Annotated in this window: 10 protein-coding genes; 4 read left to right on the top strand and 6 right to left on the bottom strand. The window is 64.7% G+C overall.

The features are described 5' to 3' along the window. The first annotated feature begins 223 nt into the window (after positions 1–223). Positions 224–2407 (top strand): hypothetical protein, encoded by a 2184-nt coding sequence (locus tag DKW65_RS13615; RefSeq protein ID WP_111657977.1) that lies wholly within the window; start codon positions 224–226, stop codon positions 2405–2407. Between the two features lie 16 nt (positions 2408–2423). Here DKW65_RS13615 and DKW65_RS13610 read toward each other — a convergent pair whose 3' ends face one another. Further along, complete coding sequence (locus DKW65_RS13610) at positions 2424–3863, bottom strand: aminotransferase-like domain-containing protein (protein ID WP_111658127.1); 1440 nt, start codon at positions 3861–3863, stop codon at positions 2424–2426. Between the two features lie 152 nt (positions 3864–4015). Between DKW65_RS13610 and DKW65_RS13605 the strand changes: the two genes are divergently transcribed. Further along, the gene (locus tag DKW65_RS13605) at positions 4016–4246 is read left to right on the top strand and encodes a DUF2798 domain-containing protein (RefSeq protein ID WP_111657976.1); all 231 of its coding nucleotides are present in this window, start codon (positions 4016–4018) and stop codon (positions 4244–4246) included. A gap of 326 nt (positions 4247–4572) precedes the next feature. Here DKW65_RS13605 and DKW65_RS13600 read toward each other — a convergent pair whose 3' ends face one another. From DKW65_RS13600 to DKW65_RS13590, 3 genes are all read right to left on the bottom strand, one after another. Beyond that, positions 4573–10389, bottom strand: a complete 5817-nt coding sequence (locus DKW65_RS13600) for a PKD domain-containing protein (protein WP_111657975.1) — start codon at positions 10387–10389, stop codon at positions 4573–4575. A 16-nt stretch (positions 10390–10405) separates the two neighbouring features. Continuing rightward, positions 10406–14677: a PKD domain-containing protein gene (locus DKW65_RS13595; protein WP_111657974.1), complete on the bottom strand. Its 4272-nt coding sequence runs from the start codon at positions 14675–14677 to the stop codon at positions 10406–10408. A 396-nt stretch (positions 14678–15073) separates the two neighbouring features. Beyond that, complete coding sequence (locus DKW65_RS13590; RefSeq protein ID WP_111657973.1) at positions 15074–15577, bottom strand: ATP-dependent zinc protease family protein; 504 nt, start codon at positions 15575–15577, stop codon at positions 15074–15076. A 96-nt stretch (positions 15578–15673) separates the two neighbouring features. Here DKW65_RS13590 and DKW65_RS13585 point away from each other — a divergent pair, with 96 nt between their 5' ends. Both DKW65_RS13585 and DKW65_RS13580 read left to right on the top strand, forming a co-directional pair. Then, complete coding sequence (locus DKW65_RS13585; RefSeq protein WP_111657972.1) at positions 15674–17038, top strand: SLC13 family permease; 1365 nt, start codon at positions 15674–15676, stop codon at positions 17036–17038. 152 nt (positions 17039–17190) lie between these two features. Further along, a complete protein-coding gene (locus DKW65_RS13580; RefSeq protein ID WP_111657971.1) occupies positions 17191–17487 on the top strand; it encodes a hypothetical protein in 297 nt (98 codons plus the stop codon). 1 nt (position 17488) lies between these two features. Here the strand turns inward: DKW65_RS13580 and cysQ are convergent, their stop codons facing one another. Together cysQ and nudE are read right to left on the bottom strand one after the other, a co-directional pair. Further along, positions 17489–18298: a 3'(2'),5'-bisphosphate nucleotidase CysQ gene (gene cysQ, locus DKW65_RS13575; RefSeq protein ID WP_111657970.1), complete on the bottom strand. Its 810-nt coding sequence runs from the start codon at positions 18296–18298 to the stop codon at positions 17489–17491. Continuing rightward, positions 18295–18849, bottom strand: coding sequence for an ADP compounds hydrolase NudE (gene nudE / locus DKW65_RS13570; protein ID WP_111657969.1), 555 nt, complete (start codon positions 18847–18849; stop codon positions 18295–18297). The genes cysQ and nudE overlap by 4 nt, the downstream gene beginning before the upstream one ends. Between the last annotated feature and the right edge of the window lie 35 nt (positions 18850–18884).

The following is an 18884-nucleotide window of genomic DNA, read 5'->3' as shown; positions in this document are numbered from 1 at the left end:
AATCAAACAGTGTTACGCGCACCGGAAAAGAGTTACCAAAGGGAACACTCTCACCTTTCCGGGAAACAGATGTACACCGCAACTGTTTCACTCATTCGCCGGAATCTGTCTCTGTTGGTGCTCACAGCGCCGCGCCTAGACTGGCACAGGACAAGATCACCAGCACATCAACAACAAACCGGCCACGCCGTATCCCGGCGAATGGCTGATGCGGAGAAGTACCATGCCCAAGCGCTGCACTCGCCGGCTGGCAACCACCAGCCTCGCCATGGCCGGCCTCATACTGTCCGGTTGTGGCGGCTCATCGTCATCCTCGCCCCGTGGTCCACAAATTGATTTATCGCATCTGGACCCGGCCCAGGCGGCCTACTGCGATCAACTGATCAGCAGTCACTGTCTCTACCCATTCCCGAGCAACCACTACACACAGGCGGACGACAACAGTGTCACGGGATTGCGTATTCATCTTCAGACCGAAGCGCTGCCGGTGGCACAACCTTCAGGCGTGCCCGGCCTGCCCACCGAAGCCGCAGCGATGGACCCCGCCGAGTGGAATCGCAACGACGGCTTTTCGCCAGGCGCGATGCTGCTGGCGCATTTCCCCGGGGTGGACCTGGAGCAGACCGGCGCCGTCACCCTCGGTGATATTGAAGCGTCACTGGAAACCGATGCTCCTGTTCTGGTTATTGACGCCGAAACGCTGGAACGCCATCTGATCTGGGCGGAACTGGACGCCACGGCGACCGACCCGCAGCGGCAATCGCTGATGATTCGTCCGGCGACGAATTTCATCGAAGGCCGACGCTACATCGTTGCCCTGCGGCAGCTGCGCGATGATCAGGGTGAACTGCTGGAGGCACCGGCCCTGTTTCGGGCCTATCGCGACAATTTGCGCACCGGCCAGGACATCTATGAGCAACGCCGCCCGGCTATGGATGATATCTTCAGCCGCCTGGCACAGCATGGCGTGGCACGCGATTCGCTGACGCTGGCCTGGGATTTCACCATCGCCAGCCAGCAGAACCTGACCGGTCGATTGCTGCATATTCGTGACGATGCCTTTGCGCGTCTCGGCGACCAGGCGCCGGTTTTCAACGTCACCACCGTTGGCAAGGAGATCGACGGCCAGGAACGCGCACTGCTCAGTCGCGGCATCAGCGGCACGTTTGACGTGCCCAACTATCTCACCACCCCCGGCGGTGTGCCCGGCGGCCGTTTCAATTATGCGAGCGATGGCGATAACGACGCCGACGCCCTGCCCCAGGTGCGCAACAACGATGACGTGGTTCAGGCCCGTTTCCGTTGCCAGATCCCCGAAGCCACGGTCGCAGATTTTGATGACGACAGTGCGCCCGTCAACCCGGCGCGGGCGGCGCTGTACGGTCACGGATTATTTGGTGAAGGTCCCGGCGGCGAATTCCGCAGCGATGCCGTTCGCGTCATGTCGCATGACCACAACATCATGTACTGCGCCACCGACTGGATCGGCATGTCACGTTTTGATGTGGATGCCGGCGTGGTACCGCTCGTGCTCGCCGACATCAGCAATCTGCCCATGATGAACGACCGCAGCCAGCAGGGCCTGTTGAACTTCATGTACCTGGCGCGCCTGCTGACTCACCCGGATGGTTTTGCTTCGCACCCGGCATTCAGCCACGAAGGTGAGGTGGTCTTCGTGACCGACCATGACGAGGTGTTCTTCGATGGCAACAGCCAGGGCGGCATCATGGGCGGCGCACTGGTGGCGACGGCACCGGACATTCATCGCGGTGTGCTGGGTGTGCCGGGAGCCAACTACAGCCTGCTGCTGCAACGCTTCGGCCCGTTCGAAGAACGTTTCGGCTTTATTCTGTACGGCGCCTATCCCGACACCCTGGACCAGAGTCTCGTGTTTGCCCTGATGCAGATGCTCTGGGACCGGGCGGAGAATAACGGCTACCTGAGCCATCTGGCAGGGCGTCATCTGCCGAATACCGATACGGACAAACGCGTGCTGCTGCATGCCGCCCTGGGCGATCATCTGGTGACGCACTGGAGCGCGGAAATCATCGCCCGTACCATCGGCGCCCCCGTTCATGAACCGACACGGCGACTGGGCGATCACACCGACAGCAATCCCTATTTCGCCATCGACGACATCCAGTATCCGCATCAGGGCCATGCCTTGATGATCTGGGACTCGGGCGCCTGGAATCCGGAAACGGAACGCGGCAATGCCCTGCCACCGACCAACAACACCGGCCCCACCAGGGAGACGGGGTACGGCAATGACCCCCATGAAAGCCCGCGTCGCACAGCCGCTGCCCAGGCACAGAAAAGCGCCTTCATGCAGCGCGACAGCGAAGTGATTGACGTCTGCGGCGACGACATCTGCCGCAGCTTCGATCACACCGGCCTGGACCGCTGACCCCATGGCGGCAAGGTCAATGTGACCTTGCCGCCATCTGCTGCGCCACCATGTCACCGAGTTGCTGCACCGCATGACGGATGACATCCGTCACCGGATTACCCGCATTGATGCGCAGATAACCCCGATACTCCCCGGTGGCGGAGAAGACACCGCCAGGAAAAACATGGATATCGGCCTGGGCCGCCATGGCGAACAGTTCGTGACTGTCGACCCCGTCGGGCAACTTCACCCACAGCACGCAGCCGCCGGAAGGCAGCGTGACACGGGTCCCGGCAGGAAAAGCCGCCAGCACCAGCGACTGCATCTGCACCGCCTGCCGATACAGCGCCTCGCGCAGCGCCCGTAGATGACGCGCATGAAAGCCACTTTCCAGCAACCGCCCCATGGCCAGCTGCGACAGCGATGGTGAGGTAATGGTACTGAGCTGTTTCAGCTCCAGCAGGCGCCGGTGAAAACGCCCGCCCACCGTCCAGCCCAGGCGCATACCCGGCATCAGCGTCTTGGAGAAGGAATTGCAGTAGATCACCAGGCCCTCGCGGTCCCAGGCCTTGGCCGGCAGGGCCTGGGCCGAGGCATACACCGTATCGCCCCAGATATCGTTCTCGATCAACGGAATCTGATAGCGCGCCGACAACGCCACCAGCGCCTGCTTGCGCGCGGCGGACATGGTGAAGCCAAGCGGGTTCTGTGCGTTGGTGGCGACCATGCAGGCTGACACACGACGCCGGGCAAACACTTCTTCCAGCGCCGACAGGCTGATGCCATCACGCGGGTGGGCCGGCACCTCGACGACCCGGCGCTGATGGGCTTCCAGCAACAACAGGGTGCCGTAATAGGTGGGCGATTCCACCGCCACCGCATCGCCCGGCTTGCTGACGCTGCGCAGGGCCAGCGTCAGCGCCTCCATACAGCCATTGGTGACGATGATATCCTCGGCCGCAAACGGCTGGTCATAACCCAGGCTGCGGCGCGCAAGCTGGTGCGTGAGCGGGCTGTTCACATTGGGGTGAATATAATCCCAGGCCTCAATGGGATGATGCCGGGTCACGTCGCGCATCACCTGCATGACCCGCCCCAGTGGCAGCACCTCCGGCCCTGGCAGGGCAATGCCCAGGCGCACGACCTCCGGCCGGGCATGCAGGGCCATGTATTCCAGCACCTGCTCGCTGAGTGATACCTCCACCGGCAGCAGCGGGTAGCGCGCCTCGTCCGGCGGCGCCACGACGTCGGTGTCCATGGGGCGCACGAAGACCCCGGACTGGGGGCGTATCTCCAGATAACCCTCCAGCTCAAGCTGCCGGTAACACTGCATCACCGTATTGACGCTGACACCGAAAAGCGCGCTCATGCGCCGCACCGAGGGCAGACGTTCGCCCACAGCGTAATTGCCAGCGCGGATCTGCTCCAGCAGGCGCTGGCTGATCCGCTCGTAAAGGAAGCGTTCCTCGGCCACTTTGCTCTCCAGCCCGGACACGGCTTGTTGTTATCATGGTTGCTGCGCGGCCTGCCGACCGCCCTGAAACCATGCCGCAACCGCTGCGGGGGGCCAACCCTTTTTTGTAACATGGTGCCATATCACGCCCCATCACTCTGGAAACCCGACCCATGCCCATCTTCCCCGCCCGCTTTCGCCCGCTGCTGTTCGCGCTGATCATGTCGGCGTTCATGTCGCTGCTGATGTCCGGTGTCATCACTTTCATCAATACCGGCATGGACGCGGGCTTCGTCTGGCGCTGGCTGCGCGCCTGGGTTGTGGCCTGGGTGGTGGCCTTTCCCCTGATCAGCATCATCGCGCCGTTGGCGCATCGTCTGACTGATCGGCTGATTCGTCCCTGACGGGGTTGGTGGCTGAGGGCTTGGGACCATGCTTTTGGGTGTGGGGGTTGTGGCCCTCGGGGGGCGGGTAAAGGGTTTCTGGACACGCCGTAAACCCGTCCCTGGGGGCTCTCGTTCGGCATCCATGCCTCTCGAAGGTCCAGAAACCCTTTACCCGCCCCCCGAGGGCCATCACGCGCAGCCCGGTTAACCACTCCCAGCCAACCGAAAGTCTGGTTCTGGCGACAAGCTACGAAGTCGCGTTCGTGTCGTTGGCACTGAACTGAGGCCTCGGTGCTACGGAGCCAGAACAGCTGCGGCGACCGACGAGCCGCCGCAGCAGGTGATCAAGGCTCCCCGACGCCGAAATCGTTCAGGCAGCGCTGCACCTGAGTGTCCCGCTGCGCGCTGTAATCCAGCACGTCGGCGATAAAGCCCTCGCGTTGCAGGAAGTGGTGGATCTGGCAATTCGCACCACCATGACCGCGCGGGTAGCCGTGCGGGTTGGGGCCTTCTGTCGGCGGAATATTGGCCAGCGGCGGCGACAGCACACCCGGTTGCACCCAGACGATATTGGCCGACCCCGACGCACGACCCTGCGCATCGAACTGCAAACGCGGAATATCGTAGTAAGGCGCAATATCCGGATTCAGGCCGGGATAACGCAGCGTGTCGCGATCATCCACCGGCGCCCCCATGGTGCGCGCCATCATATCCACGCTCCAGTGCGTGACTTCCTGATCCGCAAAGGCGGTATGCAGCAGCACATAGTTGTCCGTCCCCGACAGGTTTGGTTGCGTGCCATCCACCGCCTTGTCGCGCTCGGTCAGGTACGCGGCAAAACCGGAGTTCTCACCTCGATCCCAGAGCATCTGGATCAACGCGAATGCCAGATTGCGATCCAGCTCGTCCGGGTAGGCCAGATACAGCGGAATCGAATAGAGGGTGAAATCCTTGCTGCGGCGCAACAGCAGCGAGTAGTTCATGCCCGGCACGCCGTAAACGCCACGATTGATGTCCGGCGATACCGCCTGCACCGGGCCGGGCAGGATGCCGCCCTGACTGTTGCCGTAATAGAACACGTCGCTGCGCTCGAAGGCGGCGCCAGCCTGCGGGCTTCCGCCCTGACGGAATGCCGGGTGACTGGCAAACCCGTCCGGATGCAACATAACGCGGGCCAGGAACATCCAGTTGAGCATGCCCTGCTGGGACGCATCCGGCACGATGCCGAAATTGGACAGATCCAGCAGGGTCAGCAGGATGTTGGGCAGGTCGCCCTGGGCAAAGCCGAACCAGTCCAGGGAACAGAACATGGTGTTGTAGTTGCGCGCCAGTTCGGAGCGACCACCCGGGTGGTCGTAGGTCAGTGCCACGCGACCCTGCAACAGGCCGTGCCCGTACAGCGCGGCCCGGGCGGGCGGTGCCTGGCCGTCGAAGGCCGCGCGCGGAATCTCGCAGGTATAGCGCGCCGACATGTCGCCAACACCGGCCAGGCGATCCGGCAGGCCATCGCCGTAACGCTGCAGATCCAGCGTGGTCGGCGACGGCGGCACCAGGCCGTCCACGGGTGAATAGTGGAGCCGGTTCGGTGGCAACAGGCTGGCCGATTCGATGATGTCGTAAACCTCGTTGTCGAACGGCGAGGGCAGCGGCGACTGCTGGAACAGCGACAGCAAACGGCGCACTTCCGGACGGGCCAGCGGTGACGTGTCGGCGGGCAGCAGATAACTCGGAATCAGCAGGCTGCCGTCAATCTTCACGATTCGGCCGTTGTCGGCCTCCAGGTCCACGGTGTCCACAGTAAAGCGCGGCACGGCGCAGTCCACCGCCGTAGCGTCGTCGTGACGCAGGCAGTCGTGATCGCCCGAGCGGGACAGGCTGGCAAACGCGTCGTCGCGCATGTGCACCAGCCGCCCGGTAATGTTCTCGGTGCTGGCGACGGTAAAGTCCCAGGCCAGATAGAGACTGCTGTCGCGATGAATGCCCGCAGCTTCCAGCACCGGGAAGACGTCCTGCTCCAGCGCGGCACAACGTCCCTGCACCGTGGGCAGCGACGAGCCGAGCTGGTCACGGCATACCTGGAAACCGGCTGAAGGCGCGATGCTCTGACCCTGCGCGTTGCGCAAATCACGCATCACGACCACGTAACGGCGACCGGGCGTGAAGTTTTTCGCGGGCCGGATCAACACCGCCGAGCGGGCATCGCCCACCCGGTCGATGTCATCACCGAACAGTTCGCTGATCGGCAGGAACAATTCGGCGTTTACATCCTGCTCCACCCAGACCAGATGCTCACGGGTGTCGAGCTGTTCTTCGTCCACCACTTCAAGCACCAGCACCGGTGGCCGCCCCCAGCCGTTGGCGAAGGCTTCTTCGGTCAGCGAGCGGCGCGGATCGGCGATGCCCAACTGATCCAGCGGTGCCTGGTAGGTCTGCTCCAGATCCAGATCCGGCACGAAGGTCGTGATCAACTGACCGGGCGAGAAGCCGTCGTTGCGGTTCCAGTCGGTGGGGTCAATCGGTTTGCCCACCAGGTTGCGCGGCATCGCCAGCGGGTTCATGGCCACACGTCTGCCCGTGGCAAAGGTGGGCGTGCCGGCGGGCACGGTGGCGGTGAAATGATTGGACGGGAACGGGTACAGACAATGTTCCGGGTCCAACACATCACAGCCGCGCAGCAACGCATCAGCGCCTGTCACCAGCAGCGACAGATCCGCCGGGCCGGTGAGGCCGATACCGGTCACCAGGCCGTTGACGGTCTCCAGCAGGTCATCCACCAGACCGCAGGCCGGGTCCAGGGGGCCAGCGCACTGCTCCAGAAGGGTATCCACCAGATTGTCCACCTGCTGGCAGATGGGACGCAGCAAGGGCAATCCGAGAATGCCACACACCTCGGTGACTTCGGGCACCAGATTCACCGGCGGCGGCGGGGTGCCGCCCGGGTCGGTCAGGCTGCCCGCCAGCAAGGGCACTTGCACCGTGCCCGCCACATTGACGAAGGGCACCAGTGCGTCCCGCGACCAGCTGGCCGGATACTGCAGATGGAAACCGTAGACCAGCAGTGCCAGTTCATCGCCCGGGGCCAGTTGCTCGGCGATACCCACCAGTTGCACCACCGACTCCCGCTTGAGGCCTCGCACAGGCTTTATCTGGTCGTCGATCAGGCGCCAGCGCAGATCCCCCACGGAACGGCGCCCCAGACCAATGAAGATGGCCGGATCACACCCGGCGCTGAGCAGGGGAATATCCACCGCGCAACTGTCGCGGCCGAGCAGATCCGATACCGTCAGCAGCGCGGTGGGAATGCCGCCCAGAATCGCGCCTTCTGGCCCGGCACGGCCAAGCGGCAGTATTTCCGGCGTGGTGGTCAGGGTCGCCACCGCCGTCACGCCGGAGGGCACTGGCGCGGCGCTGGCCACTACGCGGCTGGTGCCGCCCTCCAGCAGGGCATCGGGGGCGGGCGCCAGAAAACTGTCCATGGGCACCAGCACCGAGGCGCCATCCGCCAGCGACAGACAGATGTTCTCGTCGGTGCCGTCGAAATAGCCAGGCAGCGGTTCGCCCTGCAGGGTATGGCGCAACCAGTCACGGGTGGCGCGCGACACGGAAATATCACCGCAGGCAAAACCACCACCTGCGCCCTGGAAGCCGGGCAGTTGCAGCAGATTACCCAGCGGCGGCGGCAAGACGTTGCCGGGCTGAACGTCATCGGGGAATTCCAGGGGCAGTATGTGGCCGCTCTGGTGTGTCAGCAGGCGCACGTCGCCGCCGCGTTCGCGCAGGCATTCAAAATTGCGCCAGGCTTCATTGAAATTGAACAGGGTGTCGCGCATGCCCTGGGTGATCAGCACATCGGCGGCGGGGTAGGCGGTCGGCGGTTCGCTGTAGTCGCGCGGATGGATCAATCCGAGCAACAGCCCGGTCGGGTCGAGACCACGCTCGGGAATTTCTTCGCCGTTACAGCGGTAGGCCGGGCTGTTGTAATAAAAGAAATCCAGGCTTTCCTGCGGGAAACGGTTCAGGGCCAGCCCGCGCACCAGGGTTTCGCGGATCACCGGGTCCAGCCCGCCGTTGCGATTGCTTTGCGAACCCGCTTCACCACCGAGCACCAGGAACAGATCCCAGCCGGTCTTGATCACATTGCCGGGATTCAGGCTGTAGCGCAGGTCATACCAGGTGATATCCGGCACCAGCGCGTCGAGCCGCTGCTTGGGGTCAAGGCCGTGCAGCAGCATCTGGTAGCCGCCCCCGTAGGACCCGCCCATGGCGCCCACCACCAGATTCGGGTTCAGCTCCGGCGGCAGTCCCGGCTTGTCGCGCTTGAGCAGGTAATCGAGGTGATCCTCGGCCCAGTCAAGAATACGGATCAGGTCACGGCCTTCGAAATCCGGGTCCATAACGCGGACCGTACCGCTGCTTTCGCCAAAGCCGCGGGCGTCGATGGAAATGACGGTGAAACCGGCCTCGCGGTAATCATTGAAGCCACTGCGCGAACGGGAACCGCCGAAGCCATGCCCGTGCAGCACCAGGGCATGGCCTGCATCACAATCGATACCGCCAAGGGGCTCCAGCACCTGGAAGGCGATGGTTTCGCCGCTATCGGAGGCGATATATACCGGGTAGCTGCGGCCACCCTCCAGGGCCTCGCCGTCCGCGCAGGAGGCCGGCGGGGCCAGTGCCCCCGCAGGCGGCATCGGCTTGGAAAACAGGCTGTCACACAACAGGTCTGCGGGACCGCCGAACAGCGGCCGCCCGAGCTGCACGCATTCGTTGTGGGCCATATTCGGCAGGGTGAAAAGCCCCTCACAGAACTGTTCACCGGGGTCGCCAAAACCACCCACGGTGTCATCACACTGTTGCCGGGTTACCGGCACCAGCAACGCCGGGCTGCCCGCATCGGGTTCAGGCTCCGGGGGCGGCGGGTCCATGCGGGGCAACACCGTGACGGTCACGCTGTCGCTGGCCTGGGCGCCGGCATTGTCGGTCACTGTCAGACGGAAACGCAGGGCCGTGGTCTCTGCCACCAGCGGCGCGTCAAAACTCGCCTGAGCCGTGTCGGCATTGTCGAGCATCACCGCCGGGCCGCTTTGTTGCGTCCAGGCAAAGGCCACGATGTCGCCATCCGGGTCGGCGCTGTCAGTGCCGTCCAGCGTCACCGGTTCCCCGCCGGTCACCGTCTGGTCCGGCCCGGCATCGGCCACCGGCGGCATGTTGGGCGCCGCCACCACCGTGACCCGTGTCTCGGCGCTGTCGGTCAGGCCCGCCTCATCAACCAGGGTCAATTCAAACACGAACACGTCACCGGCCGACGCCTCCAGCGGCAGATTCACGCTGGCTTGCAACGCGTCGCTGTTGTCGATCTCCAGCTCTGCGCCCGCACGCTGTACCCAGGCTATCGACACCAGCGCGGCATCGCCCGCCGCACTGGCCTGGCCATCCAGAACCACGGTGTCACCCGCCAGCGCCGTCTGGTCCGGCCCGGCATCCGCCTGCGGTCCGACCGCCGGGGCCAACGGCGCACAATCCGGCAGGCCATCAAAACGATGGCGTTGCAGCATGCCCTGCACCAGACGCTGGCAGGCCTCGAATGCCGAGGGCAGGCCGTGACGATCAAACTCCGCGTTGCGGGCCGCCAGATACGCCTGGTTGCCGCCCTGCTCGAATTGCGCCGCGAACGCGTCCGGCGTCAGGGTGAAATCCAGCACCAGCCCCTGGGCATCGTTACGCGCCTGTTCGCTGATGCGCAGCGTGTCGGCGTCATCGGCTCCGTGTAGCTGCAGGAAGCGCGCCATGTTCACCGCACACAGGCTGGCCTCTTCTCCCCCTTCACCTTCACCTGCGCACACCAGGTCAACGGGCGAGGTATCGCCCGCACGGCAATCGGACACCCCCAGCGGCAAGGCACCGAGTTGCCAGTGCACCGGCTCGGCAGCGTCACACTGGTATTGCCCTGCAGGCATCTCAGCCGTCAGCGCGGGCTGTTGTGCCTCACCCTGTCGGTAACCCAGCCCGATCACCGGCGCATTGATGAACACGCCGGTCAGCAGTTCGATATCCGGTGGCGTCTGCCCGCCATCCGGTGCCCGGGCGGAACTCGACCCGCCGCAGGCGGATACCAGATACACCAGCATCAACAACGCCACCAGGCGACCTGAAAGGATCATTGCCGTTTCTCCAGTTCTAGTTATTCGTTATCCAGCGCCCGGGGGTGTCGTCGCGGCGCCGATAGTTGAGCCACACCTCGACGACGCCGGCGGCATCGCGCGCTGTCTTGAGTTGTTCGTTGAAGTAGGCATTGCCAGGCACGGCAAAGTGATAGCCGGCGGGGCACGATGCCGCCTGCCAGGACGCAGGCGCAGCGCTGATACGCCAGTCTTCGGGGTTCTGGTCCGCGACACAGGCATGGGGCCGGAGCTCGTCGCAGCGGCTGGCCCCGAAGCGGCCGTCGGTATCCAGGTAGGCACAGGCAGATGCGAGGTCATCCCCCGGCGCATGCTCTGCCCAGCTCCAGACGAAACGCGATACCTGATCCGGCAGCAGAAAATCCGGGGACGGCATGTTGACGCCGCAGCGCAGCATCTCCGGCACCGCCTCCATCACACGCAGGCCGCTACTGCCAGTGATGGCGCCAACCAGGGTGCCGTCCTCATAGAAACGGGTCCAGCGACTGCGATGGGTGTGGCGATCGAAATCACAGGCGGGAAACCGGTAATCGGTAAAGTCCTGCCGCGCAGACTGCACATGATTGCTGCCACGCTTGCGGTGAAACAGGTCCGCCCACAGGGCGCTGTTGCCGTCTGCGCAGGTGCCGGTGTAGATCATCAGCGGCCGCCCGGCCGCCAGCATCTGCGCCCGCGATACGTTCAGCCAGGAGGTCGGATCAGACACCGGCGCGTCATCGTCACAGGTCGCCCCATGCGCCGCTGGCTGATAGATCAGATCGCCGAGCACCTGATCGAATACCTCGGCAGCACGCTGGAAGGATAGCGCCACATCATCCAGCGGCTCACTGAGATTGGCCTCCAGATCGATGATCAGCACTTCATCCGGATGCGCATCGAGCCACTGACGCACACCCTGCAATTCACTTTCCAGCGAACGCTCATAGGTGCAACCGAAATGCTGTACATTGCCGTGGCACACTACCGGCTCGAAAAACAGTTCGGCCGGGTCGATACCGCCGACAAGCCCGCCCACCAGGCCGCCGAGCACACCCCCGACAAGATCCTCCACCAGACCGCCCAGATCGTTATCGAACAGGCTGCCGTCGATGCCCGGCAGACGCGGCATCCAGTGCACATCCAGCTCCAGGCCGCGCACGCCCATGCGCAACTGATCGACAACGCCATAGAACTGATTGGCATCAAAACCGGACAGGGTTGGCGGCATGTTTTCCGTGGTGGCATTGAAGGAGTTGTGCGTCGCCAGTATCTGCGTATGCACCCAGGGCAGCTCCAGACCAAGCCGGTTCTGCAGGGCCATGGCCTGACCGGCCCAACTGCGTTCAAAGGCAGCGATGGCGCGCTCATTGATATGCTCGCCGCCGATCAGGCTGCAAAATTCATTGACCAGCACATCACCGGTCTGGGTCGATACCTGGCGACAGAAGGAGGCCGCACCCTGAATCACCGTGTCCACGGTTTGGCATAGTGGCAAGGGCCCGGTGTCCGGCAGGGCGTCGTCGCAGGTCTGCACGAGCGTGTTCAGCGTGCCGGAGGTCAGGCCGCACAGCAGGCCGCCGGGTAACAGGCCGCAGTGGTCTTGCAGAGTGGTCTGGGCGTCATCCAGCACCTGACACAGAGGCTCCAGCTCGGCACGCGCGTAGCCACGGCAGACATCCGCCAGCAGTGGCCCGTCGGCCGCTGCCCCGCCGCCATCACCGGGCAACACCCCCTGGGGGTCCAGCAGGCCGCAGAACTCGCCGGGCAGTCCGGCCTCCTCACAGGCGCTGACCAGCCCGGCCTGTATGAAATCCAGTTGCTGCCCCAGACGCGTCAGAATGCACTCGCTGTCGGCCGGGTCGTCATAACAGGCGAGCAGCCAGGGCGGCAGGTTCTGTGCCGATAACGGATCAACATCGAACAGCGGGTGATAGGCCTGCAAACGCAACAGCGGCGCCGTCAGCGGGCCCAGCGACACATACTCTTCGTATTGGGTAAACGGCAACAGGAACCCGGAGCCGCCGGCCGGATCCAGATAGCTGAATTCCTCTTCCGGAATGATGTAACCGAAGGATTGCTGCGTCAGACCGAGCAGCATCATGTCCACATCGGGATGCGCCAGCGCACGGACATACTGGCCAAAGGTGTTGGTCGCCTCGCCGGGCAGGGTCACGATCTCGAGCCCTGACTCGGCACCGCCCACGGTCACCCGCGACACCACCGTGGAGGCCGTTGGCGTGGTCTGCGGCAGGAAGCCAAGTTGCTCGCCAAGAAACGGAATATCACCGAGCGGCAGCGTCAGGAAATCATAGTAACGGTTGAACGCACCCAGGGCGCCGACACTGACAAACAGGGGGTTGGTCACCGGCAGTGTCGCCTCCTGGTGACGCACCGACAGCGTCGGCGCCAGCTCGCGCATGGGAGCGTCCAGTGCGCGCCGGGCCATCTGTTCGCCACGCGAGCGCACGCGCTCGTAGGCATCATTTCCTGTTGCACTGCCCGCTGTGGAGGCGTCTGCGATCGGGCCGTTGAAATACAGCGCCACGCCACCGAATTCGTCTTCGAGCCGCTCCACCGCACCGAGAATATAATCAGCGTGCGGCACGCGCGGGGATTCGCCAGCGCCGATACCCACCGGATGCGCGTTGTACTGCAACAGGCTGGCGCGCACTGCCCCCTCATGGGGGCCCGCTGCACAGCGCGCCTGCAACAGGGTCATGGCGGGATCAGCCTGTGCAGCCTCGTCCACCCGTGGGCGCCGGTAGTTATTCAACTCCGGCACTGCAATCTGGCCCACATGCAGGCGCGCCGGGCACAGGGTCCGCTGTGCCGTTTTTACCGCCCGCACTGCGGCCGGATACAGCACCGTATCAATCCAGTCCTGCGGCACCCCGCCCCAAAGCCCTTGCAGATCGGCACCGGCGTGGGAATGCGTCTGGCCAAACAGGATATTGTCCGGCGCAATACCGGTCGCTGCGGAAACCTGCTGCTTGAGCGCGTTGGTAATCACGTTCCCGGCGCCGATGGCATCGATCACCAGAAATACCACCTGCTGGTCACTGCCATCCACTTGCCGTTCAGACAGCAGCATGGCGCGCACCCAGGTGTGTTCCTCCTGGCCACGGGCATTGATATGCAGGCGCGCCGCCGCCGCTTCCGTCAGCAACTGCCCGAGACTGCCGAACGGCTCCGGGACATTCTGCGTGACATCAAAACCGAAGCCACCCAGGTTGAACTGTTGAAAATGCCGACTGCCCAGCGCGCGCGGTTCATCCATGCCGTCGATGTGCCGCTGTGCCGGCGTGATGCGCTCACTCGCGGCGCCCGCGCACAGCAGTTGATCGTCACAACCTGGTATCGGCACCACGTACACCTGTGTGATGGCCGCCCGCGCCAGGCCGCGCACATCTGTCACGGTGAGGCGAAATGCCAGCACCGTCGGCTGCACCACCTCCGGCGCCACAAAGTGCGCCATGGCCTGGTCAGCATCCTGCAACGCGACCGCCGGGCCGCCGACCTGTTGCCAGGAAAACGTCAGCGGCGTGTCATCCGCAGCGCGGCTGGCGCTGCCATCCAGTACCACGCTTTCGGCGCTGCTCACCCATTGATCCGGTCCGGCATCTGCCTGCGGGGCGACAGGTTGATCCGGCAGGGAGCAGTCCGGTCGCCGGGCACCGGCACCACGTGCCGCCATGGAGGCGCCCAGGTTTTCACAAGCGACGGCGGCATCGGGCAGGCTGCTGCGGCCACTGTCGAGCAAGCGGGCGGCAAGATAGGCCTGCGCCGCCCCGTCATCAAACTGGGCGGCAAAGGCCGCCGGGGGCAGTCGAAAATCAACAGCAAACCCCCGCGCCTCGCCATGCGCCTGATCACTCACGGTAATCTGCTCGGCGCCATCCGGTGCATGGGCCTGAAGAAACGTGGCCAGGTTGATGGCGCACCGGTCAGACGGTGCCGCCTCACCCGGGCAGGTCACGTCAGCAACAAAGGTATGGTCCGGCAGACATGCGGAATGCCCGAGCACCACAGCGCCGAGGCGCCACTGCAGTGTATCGCCCGGAAGACACCGGTAACCGCCCGCTGGCCGGCTGCTGGTGCGCTGGCCTGCGCTTTCCCCGACCCGATAGCTCAGGTTCACCACCGGGGCATTGATAAAGACACCGGTCAGGCCATGGTCCCGGGGTGTTGGCGCGCCGCCCGCGACATCGCTTGATCCCCCGCACCCCATCAGCACGGCACAGGCCAGCATGCCCACGAACAGGCACCGGATCACGGACCCGGAATCCTCCATCACAGCTCTCCTGATGCATTGGTATTGTTATGTCCGCACCGGCAACGGCGCTGGAATGTCTGAACATAGCGACAGGAGAAAAGCCGTGACAATCAGCCGCCGACGGCACAGGGCCGCTGCGGCGCACGGGATGTACACAGGGTTACAGAAATGGAGCGTGGCGCGGGGCCGTCCAGGCCGAGGGGGCCACAGCGGGGCCAGGCCCGCGCGCCCGCGACGCCGACGATGCAGGCACCTGAAATTTCATGGGTTTAGGACGATGGTGCCACCGGACATGCTGGCCGCGACCCGATTGGGACACGGCGCACACATTTGACGAAAGCGCGTCACGTTCTTGCAGTGCAGCAACAATCCCACACCGCCCGTAACATCGTTGTAATTTGTTTGCCCGAGCCCTCAACAGGCCGGTGTCAGGGTGTTGCGGTGCGCAGAACTGACCAGGGCATGTTCGGACAGGAAATTGCGCCCCACCAGCATCGGATACCGCATGCCGCTGCGATCCGTCAGCGTGAATTCGACATCCGCCAGCCGGTCACCCACGCACAACGGCAGGCTGACCACATAGCGCGTTTCTTCGCCGGACGCCTGACGAACACGGGTTTCCTCCACCAGCGGGCGTTCTATCTCATGCTGCTTGCCCTCGGCATCCACAAAGGTGAACCGCACATAGGACGTCTCATCGCGTTCCACGATTTCCACATCCCGGGCGCTCAACGAGCTGCGCTGGGCGCCGGTATCCAGCCTGGCGGGCACCAGATCTGGCAGGTCGGCAAGGCGTACCTGTTCGATATGGCCGTAGACCGCCTTGTCACGAATATCGCTCTCCGGCACCTCGGCATGGACCACCGAGGCGCCAAGCAGGGCCAGGCTCAGGGCCAGGGGACGGGTCTGACGCAGCATCGCAAACGCTCCTGTCGCTCAAGATATTGATTTAAGTCGCTTTTCCTGACAGGAGGTTCCGTTTACTCTGCAAGCAACTGTAAAACGGAGGCCGCCATGTCGGCGCATCCCCTGCGGCTACTGCTGGCGGCCGTGCTCGCTGCGGCGGCCTGGCATCTGCCCGAGGCGCCCGACCATCAGGCCGGGCTGGCCTTGTTTGTGCTGATCGCCACCCTGTGGCTGACCGAGGCGCTGCCGCTGACCGTCACCGCGCTGCTGGTGCCCGTCATGGCCGCCGCCCTGGGGTTGAGCCCGTTGCCGGAGGCACTGCAGGGCTTTGCCCACCCCATCATCTTCCTCTTTCTCGGCGGCTTTGCGCTGGCGGCGGCGCTCAGTCATCACGGCATTGATCGCTGGCTGGCGGCACAGCTGCTGCGGCTGGCCCGGGGCAAGCCGTTGCCTGCGGCCCTGCTGCTCAGCGGCATTACCGCCCTGCTGTCCATGTGGATCAGCAATACCGCCACTGCCGCCATGATGCTGCCCGTGGCGCTCGGGCTGCTGGCACCGCTGGGTAGCGACTTCCCGCGCTTTCGCCTGTTCCTGCTGCTGGGCCTGGCCTGGGGCGCCAACATCGGCGGCATCGCCACCCTGATCGGCAGCCCGCCGAATGCCATCGCCGCAGCCGCCCTCGGCTGGCAGTTCATGGACTGGTTGCGTGTCGGGCTACCGGCGTTCGCGCTGTTGTTTCCCCTGGCGCTGGCGGTGCTCTACGGGGCCACTCGACCGGAACCCGGCGTGCCACGCCTCGATATCGGACCGGCACCCCCGTTCCCCCGCTCCCGGGCCGCCATGATGGCATTGGGCGTATTCGCGGTGACGGTGCTGCTATGGGTACTTGGCAAACCCCTGGCCGCCTGGACCGGCATCCGTGAGACCGACGCCTGGGTGGCCCTGCTGGCCATCGTCCTGCTCGGCATCACCGGCGCGCTGGACTGGCGCACCATCGAGCAGCGCAGCAATTGGGGGGTACTGCTGCTGTTTGGCGGGGGCATCACCCTGGGCAACCTGATGGACAGCTCCGGCACCAGTCACATGATGGCCGGGGCGCTGCAAGGCATCCTGCCCGGTGGTGACCTGTGGTGGCAGCGGTGGCTGCTCCATGTGCTGATTGCGCTGTTCGTGGTGATGCTCACCGAACTGGTCAGCAATACGGCCAGCACCGCCCTGCTGGTGCCGCTGCTGGGGGCGGTGGCCGTCGCGCTGGGTGTCAGCGACGTCAGTGTCGTGGTCCTGATTGCCGTCTGCGCGTCCTGCGCGTTCATGCTGCCAGTAGCCACACCGCCCAATGCGCTCGTCTATGGCACCGGAGAGGTGCCCCAGCAGGCCATGATCCGCGCCGGGCTGCGCCTGAACCTGTTGTGCGCACTGCTGCTGGGCACGCTTGCCAGTACGCTGGTACCACTACTAATAGCTTCGTCTTAATCCCCCTACGACTTTCGCGACCCGGTTCACGGTAGAGACGCCCCGAGACAACGCACAATCCGTGTCGGGGGAGGACGCCGGGGAGGGTGTCCACACGCCATAAAAACATCGCCCGCGGTGCCCGGATGCACACGCGAGGCGGGAGCTCATTGATGTTTGACGATATCCAGCGCCTGCTGGCGCCGCTCAGCGAGTCGGCGCTCACGGTGCATGCCGCCCTGCCGGCTGAAATCCTCGGGTCACTGGCCGGTATCGGCTTTGCCCTGCTGGTGATGCTGACGCTGGCCGCCGCCCGTCTGGGGCATCGCGCCCTGTCCATCCTGCTGGTCAGCCAGGTCATGATCCCGGCCATGGGGTTGTGCCTGATGGCCGTGGCCGCAGGCCACAGCCTTGAACAGATCTATCTGGTGGGGGACGAACTGAGCGGGCTGATACCGCTGTCGCGCTGATTCAGTAGTGGCCGTGCAGGAACCGCCAGCGCTGCGGGTCCGTGCCGATCACCAGAAAATGCGGATTGAGCAGGTCCTGCTTGTGATAGCGCAGGGGCGCGAAGTCCGGCCCCAGCACCTCGCCGCCCGCTGCCCGCACCACCGCATGGGCCGCCGCCGTATCCCACTCGGCCGTGGGCGCCAGGCGGGGATAGACATCCGCACGCCCCTCCGCAATGCGGCACAGTTTCAGTGACGACCCCATGCTGACCCGCTCGACCTGCCCGAACACCCGGGCGATCTCGGCTTCCAGCGCGTCCACCTGCTCCGCGCCATGGCGGCGACTGGCCATCAGGGCCACCGGCGCTTCCGGTTCGCGGGTACGAATGGCGCGGCGGCTGTGGCCCGGCCGCTGGTGCCAGGCGCCCTGGCCCGGCACCCCGAGCCAGGTGTCGCCCGTCACCGGGGCATGCACCACACCCAGCACCGGCTCGCCCGCCTCGATCAGTGCGATGTTCACGGTGAACTCGTCATTGCGGCGGATGAACTCACGGGTGCCATCCAGCGGATCCACCAGCCAGAAGCGGGACCATTGGCGGCGCATGTCCCAGTCCTTGTCTGTCGATTCTTCCGACAACAGTGGCAGGTCCGGGGTCAGCGCCGCCAGCCCCTCGGCGATCACCCGATGCGCCGCCAGGTCGGCCGCCGTCACCGGCGAATCATCAGCCTTGTGCGTCACATCCAGATCATCACGCCGGTACACCTGCATGATCGCCCCGCCCGCCGCCTCGGCCAGGCGGGCCACAGGGTCCAGCCATGCCAGCCCGCTCATGAGGCGCGCCGCCGGGCCATGATATCGCGCACCATATACAGGGCCGCGATCACCCGCGCCTCGGTCACATCATCCCGCTCCAGCAGCGCGTCCAGCTCGGACAGTCGCCAGGTCAGCACCTGCAGCGGTTCGGGTTCATCGCCGGGCAGGCTGGAGGCATACAGGTCTTCCGCCAGCACCACATTGATACGGTGCCCCATATATCCGGGCGACAGGGTCATGCGCTTGAGCAACGTGATGCGCCGGGCGCCGTAACCGGCTTCCTCCTGCAACTCGCGGTGCGCGGCATCATGCCAGTCCTCACCATCGTCCAGGGCGCCCTTGGGCAGGGTAATCTGGTACTCCTCCATGCCAGCGCCATACTCCCGGATCAGCACCACGGTGTCGTCATCCAGCATCGGCACCATCATGACGCCTGCAATCGGCGGTGTGCGCAGCCGTTCGTAGGTACGCTGCTCACCATTGCTGAAACGCAGAGTCATTTCCTCGATGCCGAACAGGCGGCTTCGGGCCACCAGTCGGGTTTCGAGAATCTCCGGTTTCTGTTGCATACTGTTCTCTCCCGATTGTTTCGTCTTACGGCACG

It is taken from the genome of Isoalcanivorax indicus (genome assembly GCF_003259185.1).
GTDB lineage: Bacteria > Pseudomonadota > Gammaproteobacteria > Pseudomonadales > Alcanivoracaceae > Isoalcanivorax > Isoalcanivorax indicus.
This window is presented reverse-complemented; position numbering and strand designations above follow the sequence as displayed.

Coding starts and splice junctions, on each gene's coding strand:
- DKW65_RS13585 (WP_111657972.1), top strand. CDS start 15,674: ATGTCGGCGCATCCCCTGCGGCTACTGCTGGCGGCCGTGCTCGCTGCG.
- nudE (WP_111657969.1), bottom strand. CDS start 18,849: ATGCAACAGAAACCGGAGATTCTCGAAACCCGACTGGTGGCCCGAAGC.
- DKW65_RS13605 (WP_111657976.1), top strand. CDS start 4,016: ATGCCCATCTTCCCCGCCCGCTTTCGCCCGCTGCTGTTCGCGCTGATC.
- cysQ (WP_111657970.1), bottom strand. CDS start 18,298: ATGAGCGGGCTGGCATGGCTGGACCCTGTGGCCCGCCTGGCCGAGGCG.
- DKW65_RS13615 (WP_111657977.1), top strand. CDS start 224: ATGCCCAAGCGCTGCACTCGCCGGCTGGCAACCACCAGCCTCGCCATG.
- DKW65_RS13595 (WP_111657974.1), bottom strand. CDS start 14,677: ATGGAGGATTCCGGGTCCGTGATCCGGTGCCTGTTCGTGGGCATGCTG.
- DKW65_RS13590 (WP_111657973.1), bottom strand. CDS start 15,577: ATGCTGCGTCAGACCCGTCCCCTGGCCCTGAGCCTGGCCCTGCTTGGC.
- DKW65_RS13580 (WP_111657971.1), top strand. CDS start 17,191: ATGTTTGACGATATCCAGCGCCTGCTGGCGCCGCTCAGCGAGTCGGCG.
- DKW65_RS13600 (WP_111657975.1), bottom strand. CDS start 10,389: ATGATCCTTTCAGGTCGCCTGGTGGCGTTGTTGATGCTGGTGTATCTG.